The organism is Labilibaculum euxinicum, from assembly GCF_963678175.1.
GTDB classification, from domain to species: Bacteria; Bacteroidota; Bacteroidia; order Bacteroidales; family Marinifilaceae; genus Labilibaculum; species Labilibaculum euxinus.
This window is the reverse complement of sequence record NZ_OY782756.1, coordinates 2,607,413-2,622,558: the sequence shown is the minus strand read 5'-3', so window position 1 is coordinate 2,622,558 and position 15,146 is coordinate 2,607,413. Positions and strand designations below refer to the sequence as shown.

Annotated in this window: 12 protein-coding genes and 2 riboswitches; of the genes, 3 read left to right on the top strand and 9 right to left on the bottom strand. The window is 35.5% G+C overall.

Annotated elements, in window-relative coordinates; translation table 11 throughout:
• Nucleotides 1–50: 50 nt before the first annotated feature.
• The 7 genes from ACY0M5_RS10540 to ACY0M5_RS10510 form a co-directional block, all read right to left on the bottom strand.
• Nucleotides 51–1,349 (bottom strand): DUF5074 domain-containing protein, encoded by a 1,299-nt coding sequence (locus tag ACY0M5_RS10540; RefSeq protein ID WP_461629063.1) that lies wholly within the window; start codon nt 1,347–1,349, stop codon nt 51–53.
• A gap of 18 nt (nt 1,350–1,367) precedes the next feature.
• A complete protein-coding gene (locus ACY0M5_RS10535) occupies nt 1,368–3,491 on the bottom strand; it encodes a TonB-dependent receptor plug domain-containing protein (protein ID WP_461629062.1) in 2,124 nt (707 codons plus the stop codon).
• A gap of 165 nt (nt 3,492–3,656) precedes the next feature.
• Nucleotides 3,657–3,863: riboswitch (cobalamin riboswitch) on the bottom strand.
• A 96-nt stretch (nt 3,864–3,959) separates the two neighbouring features.
• Entirely contained in the window at nt 3,960–5,126 is a 1,167-nt protein-coding gene (locus ACY0M5_RS10530; protein ID WP_461629061.1) for an ABC transporter substrate-binding protein, read from the bottom strand.
• A 26-nt stretch (nt 5,127–5,152) separates the two neighbouring features.
• Nucleotides 5,153–6,187: an ABC transporter ATP-binding protein gene (locus ACY0M5_RS10525; RefSeq protein ID WP_124993849.1), complete on the bottom strand. Its 1,035-nt coding sequence runs from the start codon at nt 6,185–6,187 to the stop codon at nt 5,153–5,155.
• Between the two features lie 10 nt (nt 6,188–6,197).
• Nucleotides 6,198–7,253 (bottom strand): iron chelate uptake ABC transporter family permease subunit, encoded by a 1,056-nt coding sequence (locus ACY0M5_RS10520; protein ID WP_461629060.1) that lies wholly within the window; start codon nt 7,251–7,253, stop codon nt 6,198–6,200.
• A gap of 7 nt (nt 7,254–7,260) precedes the next feature.
• On the bottom strand, nt 7,261–8,442 hold the full coding sequence (locus tag ACY0M5_RS10515; protein ID WP_461629059.1) for an ABC transporter substrate-binding protein: 1,182 nt from the start codon (nt 8,440–8,442) through the stop codon (nt 7,261–7,263).
• Between the two features lie 88 nt (nt 8,443–8,530).
• Nucleotides 8,531–8,736, bottom strand: a riboswitch (cobalamin riboswitch).
• A 154-nt stretch (nt 8,737–8,890) separates the two neighbouring features.
• Nucleotides 8,891–9,889: a TIM barrel protein gene (locus ACY0M5_RS10510; protein ID WP_461629058.1), complete on the bottom strand. Its 999-nt coding sequence runs from the start codon at nt 9,887–9,889 to the stop codon at nt 8,891–8,893.
• A 427-nt stretch (nt 9,890–10,316) separates the two neighbouring features.
• On the opposite strand from ACY0M5_RS10510, the gene ACY0M5_RS10505 reads away from it, so the two are divergent.
• A complete protein-coding gene (locus tag ACY0M5_RS10505) occupies nt 10,317–10,913 on the top strand; it encodes a hypothetical protein (RefSeq protein ID WP_124993845.1) in 597 nt (198 codons plus the stop codon).
• Between the two features lie 145 nt (nt 10,914–11,058).
• Here ACY0M5_RS10505 and ACY0M5_RS10500 read toward each other — a convergent pair whose 3' ends face one another.
• Complete coding sequence (locus ACY0M5_RS10500) at nt 11,059–11,829, bottom strand: hypothetical protein (protein WP_461629057.1); 771 nt, start codon at nt 11,827–11,829, stop codon at nt 11,059–11,061.
• 878 nt (nt 11,830–12,707) lie between these two features.
• On the opposite strand from ACY0M5_RS10500, the gene ACY0M5_RS10495 reads away from it, so the two are divergent.
• Nucleotides 12,708–12,965 (top strand): hypothetical protein, encoded by a 258-nt coding sequence (locus ACY0M5_RS10495; protein ID WP_461629056.1) that lies wholly within the window; start codon nt 12,708–12,710, stop codon nt 12,963–12,965.
• 113 nt (nt 12,966–13,078) lie between these two features.
• On the opposite strand, the gene ACY0M5_RS10490 is transcribed toward ACY0M5_RS10495, so the two are convergent.
• Nucleotides 13,079–14,452, bottom strand: coding sequence for an MATE family efflux transporter (locus ACY0M5_RS10490; protein WP_461629055.1), 1,374 nt, complete (start codon nt 14,450–14,452; stop codon nt 13,079–13,081).
• A 231-nt stretch (nt 14,453–14,683) separates the two neighbouring features.
• Here ACY0M5_RS10490 and ACY0M5_RS10485 point away from each other — a divergent pair, with 231 nt between their 5' ends.
• Nucleotides 14,684–15,100, top strand: a complete 417-nt coding sequence (locus tag ACY0M5_RS10485; protein ID WP_461629054.1) for a hypothetical protein — start codon at nt 14,684–14,686, stop codon at nt 15,098–15,100.
• Nucleotides 15,101–15,146 lie beyond the last annotated feature (46 nt).

Here is a 15,146-nt window from a genome sequence, read left to right as displayed (position 1 = left end):
ATGACAATAATAAATTGCCTCTCGCTTTACAATCTCTATTTATGTTTTATCTATTTATTTCTATATAAATCTTTATAGCTAAAAATAAAGTCTAATACCGACTCTCCAATATTTTCAACTTCTTTACCCTTTTCTCCTTTCGAATCAAATACAATTAATTTACTTTTATCCATATTCATAAAATCGGCAGCTCCAGCAATATAAACATCTCCCGTTACTGGATGTTCTTTAACAGCTGTCGTAAAGAATATACCATGCATCATTGGAGCCACAAAAACTTCTTGTTCCTTTGATTCACTGTTAAAACGATGAATATTGCCAGTTGAAGTCTCTTGCCAGTAAAAATACTTCGTTTTAGCAGAAGCCAACACACCATTTCTATATAGTTTAACACTCTCGTCCAGGCTCACAGTTTCAACAACCTCTAAATTTTCATTTAGCATCCTGAATTTTGCCGGCTCATTTCTACCTTCAGTACCTACCCATATATTACCGTTATTATCTACTACAATACCTGATATTTTTTCATTGTAACTGGCGATTGTTTTAACCTCATCATTGTCAAAATTTACTGTTTTCAAGTCACTTCCCGAAGCAACAAGTAGTTTTTCCTTTAAAGCTAAAATTGATGATTTAACTCCCGGAATATCCGAAATACCTTCAATAGCATTACCAATAGATCCCTTATTTAATGGATGTAAAGTTCTTGCATCATTAGCAGTATTCACAACATATCCATTATTGCCTGCAACATCAATATAACCTGGAGAAGAAGCTTCAGAAGTAAGTATCTCATCGTTTATTTTCATTGTTTGAGCATTAACAACAGAAACATATGGAGCTACTTGTGAAACCAAATAAATTTGACCATCGCAGAATCTCCCACTTAACAGATTATTACCTAAAACTTTACCCGGATTAATTCCCTGAAAAACATTAGACTGAAAGCCTTCTTCATTTAAAAATCCAAGCGTACCATTATTTGATTCTGATGACATTCCAATAATAAAAACCCCTTCTGAATACTCCCCAAAAACCTGCATTATATACGTTAGAGACTCTTTTCCAGCTCCATTTTCCACAACTAATTTTAAGGTATCAACACCTGCGTTTTCTCCTTTATAAGTATAGCTGTTTTCTATTGAAACCAACTTTCCATTCTTAAACCATTCAATAGAACCATTCTCTGCATTCTCAATTTTAGGTTGCAAAGTAACCGTTCCCCCTAAATCCATTTCATGTTTGGTATTCTCATCAGCAAGAAGAGGAGCTGTTAAATTATCATCGTCTGAACATCCAAGAAGTAAAAAAGATATAATTAAGCTTGATATAAATAAATATTTTTTCATTTCGATCTGTTTATTTTATTAAAATTGATAACCGAACTTAGCAGTTATTGCCCTACCCGGCATATTGTATCCATCTTTTTCGGTATAGTTTTCATCCAATAAGTTAGATACCGACAAACCAATGGTATATTTTTCTTTAATTGTATAGCTTGCTGAATAATCAAATACCATTGAAACCGGGTGACGAAGAACTTTTTCAGTAACATTAGTACGAATTGGATAATATGTATACCAATTATCTTCATATCTATGACCAATATATCGCGCATTTAAACGAGTAGAAAACCCATTCAAATTATCGAATTCGATACCGAAATTGGCATTATTATCGCGAACATATCTCATCTGACTTTCTTCATTTTTATAAGTTCCATCAGTTTGTTTCACTCGCTGAGTTACTATCGCATCAATGATATGAGTATAATTTGCATATAGTTTCAAGGAATAATTGTAGTCTGCCAATGCGCCAAAATCAAATGATGATTCAATTTCAATTCCATCCATATCGGCAAAATTGGCATTTTTGTATGTTTTATACTCATCACCATTGTAGGCTGTGCCATCCGGGTCAACAGAATAACTAACGATCATGTTATTATGATGTGTTTTAAAATAAGTAAAATCGAAATTAAATCCTTTCCCAAAATTCTTATATTCAAATCCAACATCAAAAGTATTACTTTGCTCATCCTTCAAATTTGGATTTCCCTTTGTGGTTCCATATGCAGTGGTATACATTCCTGCCTTTTGAAAAGCATCAGGAGCATAAAATGCATTTCCCCAACTTGAATGAACCGCTAATCCTTCAAGAAATTCATATTTTACCCCCACATTTTGCGTAAACACGTTGTATTCCTCTGAACTTGCTTCATTTCCTAATAAATCGTCTGCTTCCAATTTCAATTTCACCAAATCATATCTCGCTCCTATAGCAATATTCAATTTTCCATCTAAAGTATTTGTATTTACCTGACCAAAAATACCAGTCGATACATTTTTATATTTTGGAGTAGAAGGGGCTGTAATATCACCCAAAGTATTCCATTTATTACTTTCGGAAACATCATTTTTATTATCAATACCAAAAGCAAAAGAGTGCTCTCCTACTTTAAAAGCATCCTCAAGAATGAAACCGTAATTTTTATGAATATTTTCTGTATCTCCATATTTAGAATTGAACGTAGTTGATTCTTCTTTTGTATGAAAAGGTGATAAACTAAGCTTATGATTTCCTATTTTTCCCAGTACATCCGCACTTGTTGTATACTTATTCATATCTTTTGAATTCATACCATTCACATGCCAAAAAGAACCTGGTGTTTCAACATCATTGGCAATAAACACCGACTGATGTATATTGATTTTCCAGTTCTCATCTAAAATAAAACCTAAACGTGCACTTGCATTCTGTCTTTCGAATTGCGAGTGCTCCATTTTCTCACCGTAGGTAGTTGGATCTAATATGGTTTCTGCATAATCCTTATCATAGATATTATTTTTCCCAATTTTATAATCCTTTCCTTGTTTTTGGTAATTGCAGCTCACATCAAAATCCATAGATTCAGATAAAGCACCACCGGCATTTAAACTACCTGTATATGTTTCGAAGCTTCCGTAAGAAACACTTGCATTTCCGGTAATACTTTGCGTACTCTCTTTGGTAACAATATTGATTACTCCGGCCATAGCCGAAGAGCCATATTGTGCTGAAAAAGGGCCTTTTAAAATTTCAACCCGCTCTACATTCGACATATCTATTGTTGCAATATTGGTAGTTCCTGCAGGTTTGCCATCAATTAAAATCACATTGTATTTATTTGATGTAGATGGTGCAAAACCTCTCATACTAACAGCTGAAGAAATTCCTGGATATTGAATAATATCAACACCTGCAGTCTTCTTTAACAACTCACCCATATCAACTGCAGGAGTCGCTTCAATCATTCTTCTTGTAACCACCTCAACCTTTTGAGGAAGATCCTTCATTTTTGCATTTACACGTGATGCGTTAATCTTAACTTCTGATAAATTCAGGTGTTTCACTGCCGTTGTATCTTTGGCAGGATTTGGAATCTCATCAGCTTTTACTGCAGAATTTAATAGTGACAGCAATGCAAAAGCCGTTAAAAATGTTCTTTTCATGTTTTTTAAGAATAAATGAAAATAAGTTTAACCAATGCAATGCAGACAGGGAGCTAAAAGAAAATTTCGCAACATGACATGGAGGACCGGTTATGGCAAATCAATCCTTGTATCAATGTTCGATAAAGTTTTCGTTCACTTGCTCTTTTTCCCGAAAGCAATGACTTAAAATTGATTGCAAAGGCAGGTCTTCTGACTTGTTCTACTTTTTGAGGCCTTCCCATTCCAAAATCGGAACAGTGGCATAGGACTTTCAAAAAGCTCTTTTTAGAACTTACAGCTACGGGTATAGTCTCGGATTTTCACCGAATTCCCTTTTCATTTCATTCCTGAATAATGAGGAACAAAATACCAAATGCGACGCAAATGTATGATTTTTTTTATTGCACAAAATAATTTCTACAGAAATAAAAGAAACTTTATTTGATCCTCTCTGAAAATGAAGGCAATATATTACTGTTCATTATATCAATTCAGCTTATTAATATAATATGTTGTGTCCTGAGCTAATAAATCAGGATGCAGCACCTTTATAAAATCCTTTAACACAAGATCCGGTCTAAGACTGCCGGTCTCCCACCAGTCACTCCCTCCATTAGAATTTGATCTTTTGTAGATATTGTAGATTTCTTTATTTTGATAGGCCGCAAATTGTGTAAATATTTCGCCGTTATTTTCAATATCAGCTAAACTTTTAGTGGTTCCGGGATAAATCCATATATCAGCTTGACTGCATTGATCCAAAACGGATTCTACACTCATTGGAATGTTCCCTCTTGTTTCATCATCAAAAAGAAAATAATTAGCTCCTGCATCCCTCAAATAGCTTACCATATAATTCTTTCCTCCGGGAACATACCATATTCCCTTATAACTCCATCCCAACAAAACATTTGGTTTAGCTTTAAGACTTACCACTTTAGCCTTAAGTTGTTTATAGTTTATTTCAATCTGCTTAAATAAAGAGTCTGCCATCTTTTCTTTGTTAAAAAAAGCAGCTGTGAATTTCAACCATTCAGCTCTTCCCAATGGGGTTTCTTCCATCCAATTCAAGGAATATGCCAATTTAAAGCCAAGCTCTTCCATTTGACCTTCGTCCGCTTTCATCCCATTTAAGGCAGATAAAATAACTAATTCCGGCGCCAGATCAATCATTTTCTCAAAATCTATATTCTTATTGTGTGCTCCGCCTAAATTTGAAATTTCGCCACTCGTTACTTTTTCCGAGATACTTTTATTATAAACTTTCTCTGCTCGTGTCATCCCTAACAACTTATCCTCCAAACCAAGCGTAACAATCGAACCGATATGTGTATTAGAAAATGTGCACACAGAATTTACGGGTACCTTAACTACTATAAGATTATCAGGAAGATTATCAGGAATGCTTTCATTTCTAGGAATTAAAGCATATTCCCGCAAAACAGCATTCTCTTTCCAAGGATTATAAACACTTATTTTTTTATAATTCTCTTTTTTTTCAATTGTAAATCCTTTTGCATACAATATCGAACTGGTAAACTCATAACCATTGTTAATTTCAACATCTGACACAACATTTTTCAGTCTTGTTTTACTTGGATTACAAGCATACAAACATGACATACACAGTACAAGAGCTAATCTTTGTATCATTTCACTTTTTATTTTATGATCTTGAGTTAATCTACAGAAAAAGAAGTTCTAAGATAAGCTAGTAAGTCCTGTATACTTTGACATTTACGTGTTTCCCCATTATTATGAATCTCCCACTCCATAGAATCTTCAATTAACTTCACGGAACAATTTCCAACTTCTTCGCAGGTAACCTGATATCCCTCGCGGGACAATGCCCTTTGCGTCCAGAATCCCATTACATCGTTACCCAACAGCTGAATGATTTGCTTCTTTTGGTAATTCATAATAAAATTTCCTGTTTTCCGATCAAAAATGAAGGATTTATTATGGAAAGTTTCCTCAATGCTGCCATTCAAAACCAAATCCTCAGGAGCACCAACTTTAATCGTCTGCCCCAGTGCCATCAGCCAAATAACATCTGCAGCCTGAAGTGCTAAATCCAATTCGTGGGTAGAAAGTAAAATTGCCTTATTGGTTTCACGAGCCAAACGATGCAATAACCGCATGATGTCAACACGGTTTGGTAAATCCAAATGCGCAGTAGGTTCATCGAGCATGATTAACGGAGTATCCTGCGCCAAAGCCTTGGCGATCATCACACGTTGCCGTTCTCCATCACTCAACTGATTGATGAAATGATCGGCATAATGCAATAAACCAACTTGTTCCAATGCCCATTTAATTTTATCGTTATCCTCTTCCGATAAACGTCCCATCCATGAAGTATAAGGATGTCGACCCAAAGAAACGATATGGTAAACGGTCAGGTTTCCCACATTAATTCGCTCAGTTAAAACGATGCTTAGCAATTGGGCAATCTCTTTAAAATTACGATCACGAATAGGAATTCCTTCTACCAATGTATATCCTGCCAAAGGCGATTGAATACCGGCAATGGTTCGCATAAGAGTTGATTTACCTGCTCCGTTTGGTCCTAAAAGACAGACCATCTCGCCCCGCCTGATTGTCAGGTTAATATCTGAAAGCAAGCATAGCTGTTCCTTTTTCCCTTGCTTGTATCCAATGGAAAGATCCTGAGTTACCAATATGTCTTTTTGTACTTCTTTAATTTCACTCATAACCCAATCCTTACCCGGCAAAAGAAGCCTTCACATTTCTACTACGCATAATCACCCATATTACAACCGGCCCTCCAAACAATGCTGTTACCGAATTAATTGGTAATGTATTCTGATTTCCAGGCATTTGAGAAATAATATCACAAGCAAGCATGATAGCCGCACCAATTAATATTACCGCCGGCATTAATACTTTATGACTTGCGGTTCTGAAAATAGATCGTGCAATATGCGGCACTGCAACACCAACAAAAGCAATAGGACCAGTAAATGCGGTTAATGTTCCTGCAATTAATGCCGTACTAATAATAACGGCTATACGAGTCTTATTAACTGATATTCCAACTCCCCGCGCATAATTCTCGCCCAACAAAAGTGCGTCCAATGGTTTTATCAGAAAAAAAGCAATGATCAAGCCACTAAAAACAATTGGAACCATTACTTTCATTTCGGTCCATGTAACACCTGCCAAACTACCAAAAGTCCATATTATAAAACTTTGTATTTGCTCCGGATCACTAAAGTATTGCAGAATATTTACTACAGCACCGGTAATACTTCCAAACATGATCCCGATAATCAGCAATGAAACACTATCGGATATTTTAAGAGAGGCCAAAGCAACCAGCATAAATACTAATGATGCACCTAAAACAGCAGCAACAACCAAAGCCCAACTACCCAGAAAAGCCGAAATTACACCAAAAGCAACCGGCATTAAAGCCGATGCCATTACCATTAAAGCAACTCCCAGACTTGCTCCGGAACTAATTCCCAAAACGTAAGGTCCTGCCAATGGATTTCTGAAAAGTGTCTGCATCATTAAGCCTGTAACCGATAATCCGGCTCCAACAAAAATGGCAGTTAAAGCTTTCGGCAATCGAAAATTTAAAATGATGTAGTTCCATGAGTTTTTCACATCAGCACCATATAGAATTGCAAACACCTTTTTAAAAGGAATATTTACACTTCCGAATATCAAATCCAACAGGAAAATACCACAAATGAGAAGGAATAGTATCCCAAATACGAGCGAAAACAATCTTCCTTTTTTATTCAACAGCATAGCTCTCCTATTTCAATTGTTGATAGTAATACAATTCATAATTTGGCAGCAATTCAGGATGTAAAATCTTAATCACATCTTTAAACACAACATCGGGTTGCATTACACCAGACTCAAACCAATCGTTGGCGCCGCTATCTTTCATTCGTTTTGTTGAACAAAAAACATGAGCTGTTTTATATGATCGAAATAAAGTGTAACGCTCATCCATGTTTTTCATATCCTCCAAAGTTCTGCATTGTCCGGGGCCAAACCAAATATCTGCTTCTCCCTGCTTATCGAAAACAATCTCAAAACTTAATGGCATACTGCCACTGATGCTATCAGAAAACCAACAATAATCTGCCTTTCCGTCGCGAAGGAATTGCGCTAAGTAGCTTTGTCCGCCTGGCATATACCAAATGCCTTTAAAATTATAGCCTGAAAGAATACTTGGTTTACTCTCCACATGTTCCACCAACATTTTCAAATCATTGTATCTCCTTTCTACAGCATTAAAATGTTTTTCGGCCTCGGCCTCCTCATTAAAAAAGGCTGCAATAAATTTTGCCCATTCAGCACGTGCCAAGGGTGAAGTTTCCATCCACTCTATATTATAAGCAACCGGTAAACCTGCGTTCATTAATTTAGTTTCCTTGTCGGTGATGTTCATAAAACCGGCAACCATTACCAATTCAGGATCCAACTCAACAATTTTCTCAAAATTCAGACTTTCCGAATGACCTACCGCTTGTATCGTTCCATTCTGAGCCTTTTTATCCAACTCCTCATCGTAAATACGATCGCGCAAAGAAACTGCAACAATTCGATCCTGAACGTTTAAGAACTTTAAAATTCCGATTTGAGTACTCGATAGCGCGGCAATACTTCTTACAGGAACCTCTACCAACAAACCATCAGCAGGAACCGGAATATCCGTTTTTTCCCCACGATTCTTCAAATAATATTTTTGGAAAATTTTGCCTTCGTTCCAAGGATCCCAAACAATCAATTCTTTTAAGCCACTGGCAAGAAGTTTAATTTGAAAGCCTTTGGCGTACTTTAATTGAGATTGATGATAAAAAGATGAATCGACAGCTGAATTATCAGCTTGTTTTTCTTTCTTTTTTGGATCGCCGGATTGACAGGAAATAGCACCCAATAACAGGATTAGGAGTAATGCCCAACAGCTTGATTTTAATAAATTCATTTTCTTCCACAATAATTGTGGGGATAGCAGACAAGAAAATACAATTACTACAATTATACCTTCGTTACTCAGTTCCCCGAAGTTACGAAACAGTTCAATTTATTAGGCAGGTCTTCTGGCTTTACCCAATTCTAACGCCTTCCCATGTAAAACTACATTCACATAGTGGCTGATTTGTCAGAACTTATCAATGAAAAATCATTGAGGGCTTACAGCTGCGGGGACAGCTCCGGTATTGCACCGGATTCCCATTTTAATTCTCAAAAGAGAGAAACCCAATTCCTGCAAATCTATGGAATATTTCGGAAAAAGAAGAGGTTTTAAAAAAGCAATCAGGAATAACTGTCATACAAAAACAAAAAGACTGAATCGTATTGAACGAAACAGTCTTTATTATAAGATGCAGAAATGTGAAAAATGCTATTTAAAGACATCTCATGCAATTTCACTAACGTAAGGCATTCATCTGAACATCCAATTTCTCTGAATATTCGTTGATATCCTTTGTAATGAATTCATGAATTACAATTTCAGGTTCAATCTCGTGAATAATCTCTTTTACCCGTTTACTGGTAAATGGCAAGTGCTGATCAATCTGCAGAACATGATTACGTGCTGTAGTATATTTCTCCGTATGATTTAAGTCTGACCATCCTGTTGGCAAACCATTCATAACCTGTTTCGTTTGATATTCTCCTGATAAACTCAAATTCAAATGCAGACTCTTAATTTTCGCCTGAATATCTTTTGACAATCGTGATATCCGATCCAAAACAAAATCAATGGCCTCATCCTCACATCTCAATGTAATATTCGTATTCATTAAATGTCCCGTATCCAAAAGTAGATTCCAATTTGAAAAATCCAGTCGTGATGCAAAATCATCGGCCTCAGCCGGAAATAAAAAATCCAGACCAGGCCACCACAAATTTTCGATTGCTAATGTAACAGGAGGTTCTCCATCACCAAATTCCTGAGCCGTTCTGTTCAGCATTTCTGCTAAACCCGTCATTACCTCAGTGCTTTTATAGTTAAAATCACGCGTAAAAGCATGTTCCAATTCTACATGTGCAGCGTGTATAACAGCATGAGATGGTTGAAAATGTGCTGCGTATTCCCACAGTTTCTTCTGAGAAGTAATCATTTCTGCAGCATTCGTACCTCCGCAGCAAAATTGCAAATGCTCGGCTAACATATTAGGAAAATAATATTTGGCAGCATCCTCTCCTTTTCGCCAAACATCCAACCAGGTTACCCAAAATGGCAAATGAACACTTTTAACTATTCCTTTTGGGATTTCTTCGGATGGAGAATCATAACCGATTAGTAATTCAACCCCATCTATTTTTTTGTCAATAATATATTCTTCCAGTCCTTTCCATCCGTTCTCAAAACGACTCACATCAGATGGATAAACAGAGAAGTCCATTAAATTTTTATAATTCATATATAATAATGTATTTTTCACCAACACAACCACAAAATTAAGGGGCTGTTTAAAAATTCACATCAAAAATAGTTTTAAATGATCATTTTAACACCCCCCTTACTATCTATTTCTGAATCCTTTTTTCACTCATCAAATAAAAAAATGACGTTTTGGCCATTTTTCACAAAATTCGAAAACGTTATCATAAAAACAAATTTGCCATTTCAAGGTTAATAATGACAAAATTCTTTATTAAATCCTTGTAACGCAAACAATTTCGGGAGCTTTCGCAACCGTTTTAAGTTGTTTTTTTTGTTATTTCTTCAATTTTGGGAGTTATTATTTAGATCATTTCTATGATTTATTTCTAGATTTACAATGTCAGCCAATCACAAATAACCGATGGTTGATTTTATAAATTATTACTCATTTAAACTTAAAAAAGATGAAAACAAAAAACACATTTAAAGGATTGGTATTCGGAGCAATACTATTCTTAAGCGCAAGTTCAGCATTTGCAACCGGAAACATTCGAATTAACCCTTATTTGGATACTGATTTATCAATTGTATCTATTATCAATCCAACCGAATCATTGCTTAAAATGAAGATTTACGATGAAGCTGGAAACTTGTATTATTCAAAAAAAGTAGGTGGTGAAACCACAGCTCAAAAATTGTTTGATTTCTCTTATCTTGAAGATGGAACCTACAAAATTGTTTTAACTGGTAAAGGAGATAATATTGAAAAAGAATTTGTAGTTGCCAACAACAAACTTGTTGCAGAATTAGCTGAGAACACTGCAGAAAAAACTCTTTTCAGAACAGAGGATAACAATTTGTTTGTAACCTACCTGTCTTTTGAAAACAAAGCATTCAACATTTCAATAAATGATGAATTTGGAAATGAAGTATTTAATGGCTCTTATGCATCAGAACCGACTTTCTCTAAAAAATTCAATGTAGAAGCATTGCCAAAAGGAGATTATAAAGTTCGTTTAGTGTCTGACAAAAAAGAGTACAATTATGCCTTCAGAAAATAGTGACCAAAGCGGTTCAAGTGACCAGATGATTCAAAAGAATCATTCCTATATAATAAGTGTAAGCCCAGAGAAATCGGACCTACACTTATTTTTTTGCTTTATAAGAAAAACCTCCCGAAGGAGGCATTCTATTATTTCACAATAATTACGACTCTTCTCCCTCAGGCACAGTTTCTTTTGAAACAGGAATCTCACCAACTGGTGCTGTAGATGTCACCTTTTTTTTCGATTCAATTTTGGTATTTATTTTACGAACCTTATGAATTAAGCAGCTAAACATGTAGTCTGCGGCTTTCGATTCATCCTCTTTCATGAGCATTTTTCCAGTTTTCGAGATATCGCTTAACTGCTTCCAAAAAAGATTAAGTTCGGCATTGTTATCAACAACCAATTGCTTGCGTTCACTGGTTTTTTGTTCCTGTAATAAATTTAAATCATACACTTTTTGAGTCATCTGCTCCAACTCAGTACTCAAACTATCCTTGTACCCTTTCTCTTTTAATACTTCAAGATTTTTAGCAATATTTTGTTGAATTATTTTCGCTTTTGCACAATAGCCTTCAACATTCCTTATCCGGATCATTTTCTTCGCTTCTTTCACTCCAAAATCGGAGGCTTTAACAAGCATTAATTTGTTTGCCCGTTGAGTATAAGCTGCAATCAATTCCAACTTATGAAGAATTGCATCAAGACCACTATACAAATCAGAAGTAATTTTTTTAATCTCAGCGGTTTGTGTTTTCGACTGAGTAAGATCGGCCACCCGATGAATTCTATTCTGAAAATCAGTAACAAACTCATCATTAAATTCCGGCGAAAAGTTTGAGAACTTTTCACGGTCACGCAAAAATAATTGCAATAGAATCTCTCCCACTACTGGTAGTTCTTCTTGTCTGAATTTATAATATAAACCCATGTGTAAATAATTAGTTTGATTAATACTATGTTGATTTTAAAATAATTTGTTCCAAATTTCAACTAACAAACTCCCCAAGCACACTTCATATTTATTTTAAAGCTATACACTCAAAACAAATAACAAACCCACAAAATTTCACCTTTTCAATTCAATAACTTAAAACTTATTTTCACTCCCTTTAACTACATTACAAGTCCCTTGAGTTACATTTCAATTCCCACGACCTACATTACAAGTCCCTTTGCCAACAATCCAAATCCCCTAAGTTACATTCACAGTCCCTTAACTAACATATAAAGTACTTTAACCAACATTTAAACTCCCTTTAGTAACAATGGCTGAGAAAGAGACTAATTTCTCAATCACAAAGCCGGAAACACTTATCTAACCGACAAAATCCCTAATGAAATCAGCACAGCAACTAACTATTTATCAGTTGTTAAAAGTGACATCAGACAAAAAGAACGACAAAACAATCAGCAAATAGGAATAGACCCATTTAAAGTATACCTAAATTAGTTTATTCCATATAATTCATCAAATATTTTAACATTAATTTTACATATAACAAAAACCTGTAAAACATTCAGTTGAACTTACCCAGGGAAGAGCTCTGGAACTGGAAAACGACAAGAATGGTTTGGTTAACTTTTTTATCTATCCTCTTTTGGAGGAAGATGGAAAAACAAATACAAATTTAAGTAAAGAATTTTCGCTTAAATAAATTTAATATCCCACTTAAAAAACTACTATACAATATGTTATATTTTAACAAAAACACATATTAAAATAAATAATAAAAGATATATTCACTTTCATTTCAGGATAAAAAAACGTATTTTTAGCATCAATTAAACCACTATAAATTAATTATTATGAAAAAATTATTATTTGCTATTGCCATCTGCGGATTCGTATTTACTTCTTGTGGAAACAAAACTAAAGCTGCTGCTTCTGAAGAAAAAGCATGTTGTTCAAAAGAAAAAACAGAAGCTTCTGCAGAACTTGAAAAAGATGCTGATAAATGTTGTTCTGCTAAAGCTGAATGTACAAAGGATACTACTGCAGCAGAAGAAGTAACAGCTACAGAAGAAGTTGTTGTTGAAGAGGTTGCTGCAGAAGAAGCAAAATAAGAAGGTACACTCTGCCTGCTCAAAAGAATACAGCAGGAAACAAGCAGGACACAAACAAAATAAAAATCAGCCATGGAGTTTTTCTCTATGGCTTTTTTTATTACAAACAGAAATTACTTTTTTCCTGCCTGCAAAAGTTTATTCGAAAGACTTCTAAACCGAAGCATAAACAGAAAAGAGGCTGCTCCTAATCCTGCTGGTAATCCCCACCAAATTCCCACTTCATTCATACCGAAAACAAAAGCACATAAATATCCGGTAGGTAACGAAACCAGAAAGTAGGCAACAAAAGTGAGCAATGTAGGTATGTTCACATCCGACATTCCTCTTAAAATACTTCCAAATACAATCTGAAGAGCATCAAAAAACTGATAGATTACCATTACAATCAGAAACTGAGCTGTTAATTGAATAACTGCCGGTTCCTGTGTAAACCATGTGGGTAAAATATGCCGAAGGCTTACAAAAAGTATACACATAAAAACAACTATACCCAACACCAAATGAACTGCAGCCCAACCGGAATTCTTCATTTCGCGGATACGTTTCTCACCCAGTAAAGACGAAATCCGAATGGTTGTGCTTGCTGCAATCCCCTGATAAATCATAAAACTAACCGTAGACAAACTCAATACAATTTGATGTGCTGCCAACCCTTCAACGCTAATCCAGCCCATCATTATGGTACTCAGCATAAATGCCGAAGCTTCCATTACCAGCTGCGAACCAATGGGTAATCCCAATTGCCAAATCCGCCAAAAATCTTTCAAACAATAAACTGATTTCCTGATCATTTCCCGATATGGCTTAAAAAATCTTCCAGTCCGAAAAACCCAGAAAAAAGCAATTGCCATAAAACCACGGGCAATTAAGGTTCCATAACCTGCTCCGTTTAAACCCATTACCGGAAAACCACATTTCCCGTTAATCAAAATATAGTTTGCAGCTATATTCACCAAATTGGCAAGCAACATGATATTCATAGCTACTTTAGTATTGGCAAGTCCTTCGCCAAATTGTTTGTATCCCATAAAAATCATCATGGGCAATATACTGGCAGCTAAAATCCACAAATAACTTTTCGCATCAGTAATAATTTCCGATGGCTGTCCCATTTTTCCCATTAAAAGGCTAAGCAATAAAATTACCACGGTAAGTAATATGCCCATCAATATCATTGCCAGCATTCCGTTTTTAAACCACGATCCTATTTTCAATTTCTTGAAATCGCCTCTGGCCTCGCCTACCAAAGGAGTAATTGAATATGAAAATCCGGTACCGAAAATAATCACCAGCCAGAAAATTGTATTGGCAAAAGAAGCTGCCGCAAGTTCGTGAGTTCCCAAATGGCCAATCATCATGTTGTCAACCAATCCCACTGTGATTTGTCCCAATTGCGCTAAAACTACCGGCAATCCAAGTTTTACAATTGGGCCGTAATGAGGTAAATAAACTCGTAAGGAAAAGGCTTTCGAAATTCTGTTCATGCTAATTAAAATGTGACACTAAAAATAAGTTGGATATTCTATTTGGGGAAGGACATCTGTCTTAGAGCCGACAAATGTAAACATCACGATTGAATGCTCCAATTCCAATTGAGGAAATACAATTTTTCCAATCAGACAACAAACTATTTCGGTTCATGAAATTGCAATCCCAACAATTGGGTATTGGATATCAATCAGCGAACATCTATATTTGTTGCATATTTGTCGAAAATGAGGAATTTCAAGAAACAAATGTTATGTCTGCTCATGCTAATACCAATGTTGGTATTGCTTGCGCATGATGTAATTCCTCACAACCACAATCATAACACCACCGAAGATCAACAAATTTCGATTATTCACTTTCATCAACATGTGAAATGCAATACCTGCAATCATCACAATCATGGTGAAACGAACTGGAACCATCAAAACGAAAAAAACAGTGAATCTTGCTGCATTCTGACTCATAATAGAGTTCAGCAAGAAATCAAATATCAGGTTTTCCTTAAAGCGGATGCAATCCGACTTGATTCGGAAGACATACGGAAAGTTGAAAAATTCCGGGTTCATAACTATATCCTGATTCCTGAACCGCTTCGGTTTTCCCCTCACAGAAGAGGCCCTCCAAATTCAATTTTAGTTTAAGCATACTGATAGTTACAAATTATCAGCAGGCAGACTATCCAATGGA

What these genes read in the sequence shown, in the direction of transcription:
- ACY0M5_RS10540 (WP_461629063.1), bottom strand. Translation starts at nt 1,349, where the DNA reads ATGAAAAAATATTTATTTATATCAAGCTTAATTATATCTTTTTTACTT.
- ACY0M5_RS10535 (WP_461629062.1), bottom strand. Translation starts at nt 3,491, where the DNA reads ATGAAAAGAACATTTTTAACGGCTTTTGCATTGCTGTCACTATTAAAT.
- ACY0M5_RS10530 (WP_461629061.1), bottom strand. Translation starts at nt 5,126, where the DNA reads ATGATACAAAGATTAGCTCTTGTACTGTGTATGTCATGTTTGTATGCT.
- ACY0M5_RS10525 (WP_124993849.1), bottom strand. Translation starts at nt 6,187, where the DNA reads ATGAGTGAAATTAAAGAAGTACAAAAAGACATATTGGTAACTCAGGAT.
- ACY0M5_RS10520 (WP_461629060.1), bottom strand. Translation starts at nt 7,253, where the DNA reads ATGCTGTTGAATAAAAAAGGAAGATTGTTTTCGCTCGTATTTGGGATA.
- ACY0M5_RS10515 (WP_461629059.1), bottom strand. Translation starts at nt 8,442, where the DNA reads ATGAATTTATTAAAATCAAGCTGTTGGGCATTACTCCTAATCCTGTTA.
- ACY0M5_RS10510 (WP_461629058.1), bottom strand. Translation starts at nt 9,889, where the DNA reads ATGAATTATAAAAATTTAATGGACTTCTCTGTTTATCCATCTGATGTG.
- ACY0M5_RS10505 (WP_124993845.1), top strand. Translation starts at nt 10,317, where the DNA reads ATGAAAACAAAAAACACATTTAAAGGATTGGTATTCGGAGCAATACTA.
- ACY0M5_RS10500 (WP_461629057.1), bottom strand. Translation starts at nt 11,829, where the DNA reads ATGGGTTTATATTATAAATTCAGACAAGAAGAACTACCAGTAGTGGGA.
- ACY0M5_RS10495 (WP_461629056.1), top strand. Translation starts at nt 12,708, where the DNA reads ATGAAAAAATTATTATTTGCTATTGCCATCTGCGGATTCGTATTTACT.
- ACY0M5_RS10490 (WP_461629055.1), bottom strand. Translation starts at nt 14,452, where the DNA reads ATGAACAGAATTTCGAAAGCCTTTTCCTTACGAGTTTATTTACCTCAT.
- ACY0M5_RS10485 (WP_461629054.1), top strand. Translation starts at nt 14,684, where the DNA reads ATGAGGAATTTCAAGAAACAAATGTTATGTCTGCTCATGCTAATACCA.